8 protein-coding genes are annotated in these 11,999 nt (G+C 49.2%); 5 read left to right on the top strand and 3 right to left on the bottom strand.

Annotated elements, in window-relative coordinates; genetic code table 11:
* The first annotated feature begins 52 nt into the window (after positions 1 to 52).
* Positions 53 to 583 carry a 3'-5' exonuclease gene (locus tag FCU94_RS08160; protein WP_176288040.1) on the top strand — a complete coding sequence of 177 codons (531 nt, stop codon included), beginning with the start codon at positions 53 to 55 and terminating at the stop codon, positions 581 to 583.
* Between the two features lie 148 nt (positions 584 to 731).
* Here the strand turns inward: FCU94_RS08160 and FCU94_RS08155 are convergent, their stop codons facing one another.
* The 3 genes from FCU94_RS08155 to FCU94_RS08145 all read right to left on the bottom strand — a co-directional run bounded on the left by FCU94_RS08155 (position 732) and on the right by FCU94_RS08145 (position 3,532).
* Entirely contained in the window at positions 732 to 1,190 is a 459-nt protein-coding gene (locus tag FCU94_RS08155; RefSeq protein WP_176288039.1) for a TerB family tellurite resistance protein, read from the bottom strand.
* Positions 1,191 to 1,267: 77 nt separating this feature from the next.
* Positions 1,268 to 3,163 (bottom strand): alkaline phosphatase D family protein, encoded by a 1,896-nt coding sequence (locus tag FCU94_RS08150; RefSeq protein WP_176288038.1) that lies wholly within the window; start codon positions 3,161 to 3,163, stop codon positions 1,268 to 1,270.
* Between the two features lie 3 nt (positions 3,164 to 3,166).
* The gene (locus FCU94_RS08145) at positions 3,167 to 3,532 is read right to left on the bottom strand and encodes a hypothetical protein (protein WP_176288360.1); all 366 of its coding nucleotides are present in this window, start codon (positions 3,530 to 3,532) and stop codon (positions 3,167 to 3,169) included.
* A 118-nt stretch (positions 3,533 to 3,650) separates the two neighbouring features.
* On the opposite strand from FCU94_RS08145, the gene FCU94_RS08140 reads away from it, so the two are divergent.
* From FCU94_RS08140 to katG, 4 genes are all read left to right on the top strand, one after another.
* Complete coding sequence (locus FCU94_RS08140; RefSeq protein WP_176288037.1) at positions 3,651 to 4,970, top strand: MipA/OmpV family protein; 1,320 nt, start codon at positions 3,651 to 3,653, stop codon at positions 4,968 to 4,970.
* Positions 4,971 to 5,078: 108 nt separating this feature from the next.
* Complete coding sequence (gene hrpA / locus FCU94_RS08135) at positions 5,079 to 9,008, top strand: ATP-dependent RNA helicase HrpA (protein ID WP_176288036.1); 3,930 nt, start codon at positions 5,079 to 5,081, stop codon at positions 9,006 to 9,008.
* A gap of 103 nt (positions 9,009 to 9,111) precedes the next feature.
* The gene (locus FCU94_RS08130) at positions 9,112 to 9,603 is read left to right on the top strand and encodes a porin family protein (protein WP_176288035.1); all 492 of its coding nucleotides are present in this window, start codon (positions 9,112 to 9,114) and stop codon (positions 9,601 to 9,603) included.
* A 163-nt stretch (positions 9,604 to 9,766) separates the two neighbouring features.
* Positions 9,767 to 11,935, top strand: a complete 2,169-nt coding sequence (gene katG / locus FCU94_RS08125; protein ID WP_176288034.1) for a catalase/peroxidase HPI — start codon at positions 9,767 to 9,769, stop codon at positions 11,933 to 11,935.
* The last annotated feature ends 64 nt before the right edge of the window (positions 11,936 to 11,999 follow it).

The following is an 11,999-nucleotide window of genomic DNA, read 5'->3' as shown; positions in this document are numbered from 1 at the left end:
CGTTTTCTGATGTAGAATTTCGCGCTTTGCGGAAACTGAACAAAGGCCAATCATGAACCATAACCGTGTAGTGTGTTTCGATTTAGAGATGTGCTGTTGGAATGAAAACGGTGTCGGTACCACAGGAGAAATCATCGAAGTCGGGCTAGCTGAAATCGACTTGGTGAAAGGCGAAATCGTCAAGCGCGCTCAATATTACGTCAAACCTGACCATGATGAGGTGTCGCTGTTTTGTTCTCAGTTAACTGGGATTACTCCACGTAAGGTCGAAAAGCAGGGACGTCCGCTTGAACAAGTCATCAAGTCGATGGTGAAAAACTTCGGCGGAGCAAACAAGATTTATGCAGCTTGGGGTCGTGATGACCGCATTTTGGCCAAAGAGTGCCAAGACAAGGGCATCGAGATGCCATTTAACGAATTCATTAACCTAGCCACACTGTTTCGTATTCAAAACCGATTGAAAGATAAACGGGTCGGACATAAAGCGGCGCAAGAGAGCAAAGGTATTGAGTGGGAAGGTCGCCAACACTCAGGCTATGTCGACGCATACAACTTAGCCAAATTGGCGTTGACTATGCTGTGACTGAAAAGAGGGAGCAACGGCTCCCTCTTTATTGTTTATGCCATGCTAGGCGTAGCCGATGAGTTGTGGTAGCCACAACACGATGCTTGGAAACGCAATTCACATCGCAATGGTGACGACATCGGCGGGATTTTCCCGCAGACGATGGTTAGTCTTTGGCAGTGTTTTCCGTCGCCGACAGTTTAGCGCGGATAAACTCACTGTGGTCGACGTAGAGGAGCTCGGCGCTTTTACGGATCACCGCGTCTTCTAATGGGTCAATGTTGCCATCCGCGTTGGCCACTTGCCACATTGCTTGCACTAGCTGAAAACGCGCCTCAGGGGTTAACGTTCTTAACTGCGAAGTGAAATCATACAGCGAGGTTGACTCTTGGCTTGCGCGTTGGGCTCTGGCTAACAGGGCTTCTGCTTGGCCGCTGTCTAGCTCAAGCAGTTTTTGTATCAGGTGGCGCTTTGCGTCGCGCTCTTGCTGGTCGACTTGATGGTCGGCGCCTGCCACTTCACACAGTAAGCAAGCGATCGCTAAGTTGGGGTCGTCGAGTTTGTGTTGGCCCAAATCTTCGCCATCTAGCAGCTGTTTAAAGAGTTTAGTGATCGAATTTAGCATAGCGTGCGCCTTTGTCGGTGTTGTTAAGTTATAGATAATGGCAAGCGAGAATGATCACAACCTATTTGACAAAAATCTTACTTTTCTTTTATCGGTAAAAACTCCCACTCGTCCCCATCCCCGGTCAGAATCGAGATACGCTGCGGTTTACCTTGCGCGTCGAGCTTGAGTTCGCCAATCGCGCTGCTATTGACTAACCTACGTCGACCCGGTGTGTTTGGGTTGCGTTTTTTCACCTTAAGACGTTTGCGTTTAGTAAACCAGTTGAGTGGTGATCGCGGCGAGTAGAGCAGCCGGTCCGCATGATCACACAATGCGAGTAGAGGCTCAGGAAACTGGCTTTTCAACCCGCTACAGGTCACTTGGTAAATGTTGGGGCTGTTGCGTCTGAATCTAAGTGTGATGTCATAGGCAAATGAGTAATGAACATCACCCGACAGTATCACGAAGTTGGTCGGTGTTTTGGTGTGAGTAAAGATACTCAGCAGCGTGTTCGCGCTGCCGCGGTGAGCCATCCAGTTTTCGGCATCCACCATCAAAGGTTTACCAAGTGCGGTGACAATGCGTTGCAGTGTTTCAATAAACTTTACGCCGAACATGGGCGCGGCAGAAACGATAATGACTTTATCTTGATGAAGGAGCGCTTGCTGCAATTCAACCATGGCTTCCCAATCCATTAATCCTGATGGTTTATTCATACGCGACTCAGACCGCCAACGCCGAGTTCGAGTATCGAGTACCACCACTTTCGGTGAGCGCTCAATGGTGTAGTGCCATTGTTCAAATCGGTAAAGGTGGTCAATCAAATGGTCATGATTATTGCTGTCGGGCGCGGTCAAAAAGTCTTTTACACGCTGAACAAACTGGGGTGAAAAATTAGACGGCTCGTTTCCCCAGCCCTGGCACAACCAGTAGGCGATGAGCCCGTTACCAATAATTCGTTTTGAAAAAGGGTTGCCATAAGCGGCCATTTCCCAACCTATGGTGAGGTTCCAATCGTCCGTTATATCGTGGTCGTCAAAGATCATATAGGTAGGGATATGGGCAAATAAACGTTGAACGCGATCAAGCCCTGCAACGAACTGACGGATCACTTGGTGTTCGTCATGCCAACGTTGCTGAAGTTCTGGGGTTAAGGTGTGGCCAGCATGTTCAAAAGCGTTATCTCGCAAACGGCCGAGGTTAAGTTCGGGCCACAGGGTAGGAGACCACACTAACAGATACATGGCAAAGAACTCACTGAAAGTCACGAGGTGGTTCTCTGCATCGGTGGAGGTAAAAATAGGTGCGTTGCGTTTCGGGAACAGCTTAGTTAACAGGTGGCCATCGTCATAGTGATGTGGCAACAGACGGTCACGACCGTAGTAGCAATCGGGGTGTGTATACAGCGATTGGCTGTTTGACACGGGAGCCTGTTTGAAGCGCTCGTTGGGCAATCCGAGCAGTTCAATGGTTTGGATGATGGCATCCAGCATTGGTCCAGCAACATGATCGGCGTAGATCTGATCGCCACTCATCATCAATAAATCAGGACGCTCTTCAACCGTCAAGGCTGCCACCTTCTCGTCACTGCGAACCAAGGCGTCATCGCTAGGATAGTGTGGATTGCGACAAGAGCCATGCATCACATAGTCGGCTTTGCTGGATATCGTGAAGTTCAGTTCAGATTCACCAGGGTACAACAAGTGCGGGTAGCGCTCGCTGAGCGAACCAAACTGAGTATCGAACTGATAGCTCAGTGTGCAATCGAGAGGGAACTGGCCCTTGAACTGGGCGAGAGTGACAAAGCACTGTTTGCCAACTTGAATCGGTTCGAGTTGTTCGAGTTGATAGCGAAACAGTACTTGGCCGCTGCGGCATAGTGTGAACTCTCCTTTCAGTGGCTCGCGCGTCACTAACCAAAATACCAACTCATCGCCAGCGGCTTTGCGCAATATTGGTCCGGCAATCAAAAAAGGGGGAGAATCTGGCATGGGTTACCCTGTCGGCTCGTCTGGTGGGGTGGGGTCTTCTAAAATTTCAACGACCTCTGAGCTGGAACGTTCATGTCCCATTAAAAAAAGAGCCAACATAGCATCCGCTTTGGTCTTGTTGTCGGAACTGTCAGCCAGAATCTGTTCGAAACGCTGGCGAATCATCGCGACTTCGTGTTCGACAAAACCGCGCCCTTCCTCTTCGCCTTGTGACTCTTCTGGGGCGGTATCGAAACTGAGAAACAATAGCTCATTATCTAAGTGGGTCTCTAATAGGCGCTCAGGCAGCCAAGTTTCTCCGGTCACTATGTCTGGATCACAATCGGTTGGCAATGTATCGAGTCTTTTTTTTAATTCAGATGCTTTCACAATCATTGGATTTAAGGGATCATATCTTCCTATTTTAACGACCAATGGCGCAGAAACCTAAGTATTAAGCACATTAGTTGGTTGGTTTTTGAGTGGTTACGTTACTTTTGGATAGAAAATGATAAATAAAACTTCGTTATCGATACTTTCGATCGCGGTCAGTGGTTTGTGGGCTCCCACATCGTATGCTCAAGAAAAGGGCGTGATAGCGGAGCAAAAGTGGGGGATTGCTGCGGTATCTCGTACCGCGTCTATTCCGTTTATAACTGACAGCAGTGACCAAACTGTCAGTACCTTTGTGCCTATGATGTTCTTTGAAAATGAACACGTGTTTATCGACGGCACACAAGGTGGAGCCTATTTGTATCAAAAAGATAGGTTTCAACTTAATGCATTAATGCGGTTACGTTTTGTTGATATTCCCGCCTCCGCGCAAAATAGTTACCAGGGCGATGCGGTCGATTTTGGCGCTCAACTAAGTTACCAACTCGATGATACTTGGACTTTAGATGGCGAAGTAATGAGCGATAAAGATATGCGCTTTCATGTCAATCTGACGGCATCGGCCAATTATCAATGGGGCGATTGGGAACTCGAACCTCATACCACACTTCGATATAAAGATGCGGACTTTAATAGTGAGTACTACGCGTTTAAACCGTACACCGGAGAGGCGATTGGTGCGGGTATTGATGTTAATGCTGGGGTCAAAGCCCGTTATCATGTCGCTTCAAACCTGTACCTACTCGGCGGGGCGAGTGTGACGCGTCTTGATAACAACGCGTATAATTCGACGGTCGTCGATGACCGATTTCAGGGTGAGTTCTTTCTCGGCTTTGGCTTTTTTAACGATAAAACCAAAGCGCCCAAGGCAGAGTTGAGTAATCCGCGTTACTGGCGAGTGGCGCACGGCTGGGCGACGCCTTCCAATATTGGCGAAATTTTCAGTTTTAACCGTGAAAAAGATCCATACAACAACCAATTGACCTCGCTATTTTATGGGCATCCGTTGACGGACGAACTGTTTGGCGTGCCGATCGATATCTACTTGACGCCTGGCCTCGTTCACCATTGGTCATCTTCGGTTCAGTCTGCCTCGACGGAGTACGTGGCTGCGATTAAGGCTTATTACACGTTTGATTGGCCGACACAGTGGCGGTTTGGCGTCGCAGAAGGGCTTTCGTACATTGATAGCTATACCTATATCGAGCACGAAGAGATGAAGCGAAAAGGCTATACGCCAAGTAAACTGCTCAACTACCTAGATTTCTCTTTTGATGTCAACGTTGGTGATCTCTTCAATCAACCTGACTTCAAGCATGTTTGGTTTGGCTATTCACTCCATCACCGCAGTGCGATCTTTGAAAAAGCGTCGCAATTTGGCCGCATCAAAGGGGGGAGCAATTACAACACCCTCTATGTACAGATCGATTTTTGAACGATCGTCGTGTCACACACGCCCACCCGCATCGCGTTGTGGGCGTTTTTACTCTCACCTGTGCTACAATCCGCGCAGTTTTATCGATAGAAAAGAATAGGTAATGCTTTGACTTCGTCACAGCCAAACAACTCAGCCGCCCCTGACAATCAAGCTCAGGCGAACAGCGCGGCATCGTTACGCAAAGCACTGAGTCAGTGCATGTTGAAAGACAGATTTCGTTTAAGTAAGCGTATTTCCGGGGCAAATAAAATCAAAAAAGACGCCGCGCGCCACGCCGTATTTGACGAGATCGCGCTCGACATTGCCAAGTCGATGATGGAAGCCGAACAGCGTGGTTCAGTCTCCGCGACGATTGAGTACCCTGAACTTTTGCCAGTCAGTCAGAAGAAAGACGATATTGCGCACGCGATTGAACACAATCAAGTGGTGATCGTGGCTGGTGAAACCGGGTCGGGTAAAACCACTCAGTTGCCCAAAATCTGTGCTGAGTTGGGCCGGGGTAAATTTGGCCTAATTGGCCACACCCAGCCTCGTCGTCTTGCTGCGCGTTCGGTGGCCAACCGTATCGCGGAAGAGATGCAAACCAAATTGGGTGAGTTTGTCGGTTACAAGGTCCGCTTTAACGATCAAATCTCAGAAAATACCCAAATTAAATTGATGACTGACGGTATCTTGTTAGCTGAAATCCAGCACGATCGATTCCTTAATCAGTACGACACCATCATCATCGATGAAGCTCACGAACGCAGTCTTAATATCGACTTCATCTTAGGCTACCTAAAAGAACTGCTGCCAAAACGCCCCGACCTTAAAGTGATCATCACTTCGGCGACCATCGACCCAGAGCGCTTTTCTAAGCATTTTAATGACGCGCCAATTATTGAAGTCTCCGGTCGCACCTATCCTGTTGAGACCCGTTACCGTCCACTTAGCGGTGACGACGATGGCGACCGTGATCAGTTGGAAGGCATTTTCGAAGCGGTCGACGAGCTGTGTGACGAAGGGCTAGGTGACATCCTTATCTTTATGAACGGTGAGCGAGAAATCCGTGATACTGCCGATGCCTTGGCGAAGCGCAATTTGAAGAGCACAGAGATAGTGCCGCTTTACGCGCGTTTGTCTGCTGGCGAGCAGAATAAAATCTTCCAGCCCCACGCTGGACGTCGTATTGTGCTCGCGACCAACGTCGCCGAAACCTCGTTGACCGTACCTGGGATTAAGTACGTGATTGACCCGGGTACTGCACGTATTAGCCGCTACAGTTACCGCACCAAAGTGCAGCGTCTACCTATCGAGCCCGTATCTCAGGCCAGCGCCAACCAGCGTAAAGGTCGCTGTGGTCGTGTCGAAGAGGGGATCTGTATTCGCCTCTATTCTGAGGAAGATTTTAACGCTCGCCCAGAGTTTACTGACCCTGAAATCTTACGCACCAACTTGGCTTCGGTCATATTACAGATGACCGCACTCGGGCTAGGTGACATTGAAGCGTTCCCGTTTGTTGAAGCGCCAGATAAGCGTAATATTCAAGACGGTGTGCGCCTACTTGAAGAGCTGGGTGCGATTAATGACAAAGCCAAAGATCCGAAAAAACGTCTTACGGCAACAGGTCGCCAACTCGCGAAGTTGCCGATCGACCCTCGTTTAGCGCGCATGGTGCTTGAGGCGCCTAAATACGGCGCGTTGAAAGAGCTAATGATCATTGCTTCTGCGTTGTCTATTCAAGACCCGCGTGAACGTCCGAGTGATAAACAGCAGTCGTCTGATGATAAGCATCGCCGTTTCTTCCATGAAGAGTCCGACTTCCTGACCTTTGTTAATCTGTGGGACTATATCCAAAAACAGCAAAAGCAATTGTCAGGCAATCAGTTCCGTAAACAGTGTAAGCAGGATTATCTCAATTACTTGCGCGTGCGCGAGTGGCAAGACGTCTACTTCCAAGTTCACCAAGCGATGCGTGAAATGGGTTTTAAGCTCAATGACGAGCCCGCCAGCTACCAAGGCGTCCACAGTGCGATTTTGGTTGGCTTGCTGTCTCATATTGGTATCAAAGACCAAGAGAAGAATGAATATCAAGGTGCGCGGAATGCGAGGTTTCATATCTTCCCCGCTTCTGGTCTGTTTAAGAAGCAACCGAAGTGGATCATGTCGGCCGAGTTGGTCGAAACCTCTAAGCTTTGGGGACGTATTATCGCCAAAATTCAACCCGAATGGATTGAACCTTTGGCAAAACACCTGATCAAACGCAGCTACAGCGAACCTCATTGGTCGAAAAAGCGAGCGGCGGTGATGGCCCATGAAAAGGTGATGCTGTATGGCATTCCTATTGTACCTAAACGCCTGGTCAACTATAGCAGTATCGATCCTGTGGTTAGCCGTGAACTCTTTATCCGCAGTGCATTAGTTGAAGGAGAATGGGAAACTAAGCACGCCTTTTTCAAACAGAACCGTAAGCTGTTGCAAGAAGTTGAAGAGCTCGAACACAAGTCACGTCGCCGCGATATCTTGGTCGATGATGACGAACTGTTCGACTTTTACGACCAGCGTGTTGGTACGGAGGTGGTGTCAGGTCGTCACTTTGATACTTGGTGGAAGTCGGCGGCGAAAACTAACCCTGAGCTGCTTAACTTTGAAAAAGAGATGCTGTTTAAGGGCGATGCCAGCCATGTCACTGACTTGGACTACCCGAATTTCTGGCATCAAAACGGGCTTAAACTTAAACTCAGTTATCAGTTTGAACCGGGCGAAGACAGCGATGGTGTCACCGTGCATTTGCCATTGCCAATCCTTAACCAAGTTGAGCCCGCTGGGTTTGACTGGCAAATTCCGGGGCTGCGCCATGAGTTGGTCGTCAGTCTCATCAAGTCTTTGCCCAAAACCGTGCGCAAAAATTTTGTTCCTGCGCCCAATTATGCGGATGCATTTTTAGCCCGATCGACACCAATGGAGTCGCCGCTGCTCGATGCGCTTGAAAAAGAGCTGCGTCGAATGACTGGGGTGGAAGTATTGCGCGAAGATTGGAATTACGACCAAGTTCCTGATCATCTTAAGGTGACGTTCCGCGCCGTTGACCATCGCAATCGTAAGTTGAAAGAACACCGTGATTTACACGAGCTGAAAGAGAGCCTAAAAGATAAAGTTCAGCAAACCTTATCTAAAGTGGCTGATGACGATATCGAACAACAAGGCCTACATACGTGGAGTTTTGGCGAACTGCCCAAAGTTTATCAGCAGAAGCGCGGTGGCTACGAGGTGAAGGCTTACCCCGCCATCGTGGACAGTAAAGACAGTGTCGAGATCAAGCTGTACGAAACTGAACAGGAGCAAGTTCAGGCGATGAAAGCGGGTCAACGCCGCTTAGTTTTGCTCAATGTTCCTTCACCGATCAAATACTTGCATTCAAATCTACCGAACAAATCCAAATTGGGCCTTTATTTCAACCCGTATGGAAAAGTGCTCGACCTTATTGACGATTGCATCGCATGTGGGGTGGACAAGTTAATAGAACAGAAGGGCGGATTGGTCTGGCAACCTGAAGAGTTCGAACAGTTGAAAGAGTATGTTCGCGCCGAATTGGGCGACACTGTGGTTGAGATTGCTCAACAGGTAGAAACGATTTTGACCACTGCCTTTAACATCAACAAAAAGCTCAAAGGTAAGATTGATTTTAGTATGGCGTTTGCCTTGTCGGACATCAAAGCGCAAATGGAAGGACTGATCTTTAAGGGCTTTGCCACCGAGTGTGGTTGGCAGCGCCTGCCTGACATTTTGCGCTACATGAAAGCGATTGAGCGTCGAATGGAGAAACTGCCGATCGATCCGAACAAAGATCGACTGCATATGCTAAAGATTGAATCCGTAACCAACGATTACAAAGAGCTGCTTAATAAGATTCCGAAAGGGGTGGCAGTGCCAGACAAGGTGAAAGAGATCCGTTGGATGCTCGAAGAGTTGCGCGTGAGTTATTTTGCCCAGCAACTGGGCACACCTTATCCTGTTTCTGATAAGCGAATAAAAATGGCGATTGAAGCTTGCTAGGTATATAAATTGCATAAATACTTATACCGTTCGGAATTTTGACAAACACGGCAGAGGTTTGCCAGCGTGAGCCTCTGCAGCCTAACACTAGAGAAGGTTTATTATGAAAAAGACACTACTGGCGCTAGCTTTGATTGGCGCATCCGCTACTGCTTCGGCAGATTCATGGATCTACGGCAGCGCGAGTGTAGGTCAGGCTGATCTAGGCAATGAATCTGCGACGTCATACAACGTTCACGTGGGTACTGGTATCCTGCCTTTTATCGGTTTGGAAGCGGGCTATCAAAACTTTGGTGACTTCGACAACGTCACTTACGGTAACTACACCGGTGACCTAGAGGGCTCTGGGGTTTATTTTGCCGCTAAGCCAAGTATTGATTTTGGTCCGCTACATGTTTATGCAAAAGCAGGCATACACTCATACGAGTTAACGGGCAACAGCTTTAAAGAAGACGAAGTGGATATGATGTACGGTGTTGGCGCTGAGTACTTTATGATGGGGCCAATTTCGTTTGGCGCTAGCTACAACGTATTCTCAATGAAAGAAGAAGACGTAAAAAACTTCTCTCTTAACGCAACCTTCCACTTCTTATAAGCTGGCTCTAAACACGAATGGCACTTAGCCAGGGCTTTTAGCCCTGGCTTTTTTTTGATTGTTTTTACCCATCAATGAAATAGAAGTAATCAATGGGTGTCTGAGCGCTTTGTTGTCTATCCTTAATGACGTAAATAAGGTCAATGATACAAAAGGATAGCCAATGTCAGACAATAAAACCGCTGCGGGCCAGTGCCCAGTAATGCATGGCGCGATGACGCAATCGAGTGACTCAAACGTTGCGTGGTGGCCCAATGCTCTCAATCTCGATATCCTCCACCAGCATGACAGCAAAACGAATCCACTTGGCGCGGATTTTAACTACCGCAAAGAGCTCGAGAAGCTTGATGTCGAAGCGTTAAAGCAAGACATAAAAGATCTGATGACAGACAGTCAGGCTTGGTGGCCCGCTGACTGGGGCCACTATGGTGGCTTGATGATTCGTATGGCGTGGCACTCTGCAGGTAGTTATCGAACCGCTGATGGCCGCGGGGGGGCGGCAACTGGTAACCAACGTTTTGCGCCTCTCAATTCATGGCCAGATAATGGCAACCTAGACAAAGCTCGCCGTCTACTGTGGCCGATTAAGCGCAAATATGGCAACAAGATCAGTTGGGCAGATCTGATGATCCTCGCGGGCAATATGGCCTATGAGTCAATGGGATTTCAAACCTTCGGCTTTGCTTTTGGACGCGAAGATATTTGGCACCCAGAAAAAGACATCTACTGGGGCTCTGAACAGCAGTGGCTTGAGCCTAGCGGTGGTGAACAGAGCCGTTACTCCGGCGAGCGTGACCTCGAAAACCCACTAGCCGCGGTGATGATGGGGCTTATCTACGTCAACCCTGAAGGTGTTGATGGCAATCCGGAACCGCTCAAAACCGCGCAAGATATGCGTGTGACCTTTGCTCGCATGGCGATGAACGACGAAGAAACTGTCGCGCTCACCGCGGGTGGTCACACTGTCGGTAAAGCGCACGGCAATGGTGATGCGGCAAATCTAGGCCCTGAGCCCGAAGCGGCGGATGTAGAAGAGCAAGGACTGGGTTGGAACAACCACAAAACTCGCGGTATCGGTCGTGACACTGTCACTAGTGGCATCGAAGGAGCGTGGACCACTCACCCAACCCAGTGGGACGACGGTTATTTTGATCTGCTGTTTAAATACGAGTGGCAATTGACCAAAAGTCCAGCTGGCGCTTGGCAGTGGGAGCCGATAGACATTACAGAGCAAGATATGCCGGTCGATGTCGAAGACGCTTCTATTCGCGTCAAGCCAATGATGACCGATGCCGACATGGCGCTGAAGGTTGACCCAGAATACCGTAAGATTTCCGAGCGCTTCAAAAATGACCCGGCTTACTTTGACCAAGTCTTTGCCCGTGCTTGGTTTAAGCTGACTCACCGAGATCTTGGCCCGAAAGCTCGCTACTTTGGCCCAGATGTGCCGCAGGAAGACCTCATTTGGCAAGACCCCATTCCAACGGGTCGCGATGAGTATGATGTTGATGCGGTAAAAGCCGCGATAGCGGCAAGCGACTTATCGGTCAGTGAGCTAGTCAGCACCGCGTGGGACAGCGCGCGCACGTTCCGGGGCTCAGACAATCGAGGCGGTGCCAATGGGGCGCGAATTCGTCTTGCGCCGCAGAATCAGTGGCAAGGCAACGAGCCTGAACGTTTACAACGTGTATTGGCGGTATTAGAGCCGATTGCGCAGCAGTTTGGTATTAGCATCGCCGATACCATAGTGCTGGCCGGTAATGTTGGGCTGGAGAAAGCGATTCACGCAGCCGGCTCTGACGTTGCTGTCCCTTTTACCCCAGGACGAGGGGATGCAACAGCAGAGATGACAGATGTTGACTCCTTTGACGTGCTAGAACCAGTCGCTGATGGATTTAGAAACTGGCAGAAGCAGCACTATGCGGTGTCGCCGGAAGAGATGCTGCTTGACCGCGCACAATTGATGGGTCTGACAGCCCCCGAGATGACGGTACTTATTGGCGGCTTGCGCGTGCTTGGGGCGAACTACGGCGGCGAAGCGCACGGCGTGTTTACCGATAGAGTGGGTGTGTTGAGTAACGACTTCTTTGTTAACCTAACGGATATGGCGTATCAATGGCAGCCAAAAGGTCGCAATCTCTACCACATCAAGGATCGAATGAGCGGGGAAACTAAATGGACAGCGACCCGAGTGGACTTAGTGTTTGGCTCTAATTCGATTCTACGTGCTTACGCGGAAGTCTACGCTCAAGATGATAATCGCGATAAATTCATCGCTGATTTTGTCGCAGCGTGGACCAAAGTGATGAACGCCGACCGATTCGATATCTAATCACAGTGACATCCACTTGATTTAATCTAGGCCATTCATAGTAATGGCCTTTTTCTTTTCTGGC

The organism is Vibrio sp. JPW-9-11-11 (genome assembly GCF_013369335.1).
Classification (GTDB): domain Bacteria; phylum Pseudomonadota; class Gammaproteobacteria; order Enterobacterales; family Vibrionaceae; genus Vibrio.
The sequence above is the reverse complement of the archived record's forward strand: the minus strand, read 5'-3'. Positions and strand labels throughout refer to the sequence as shown.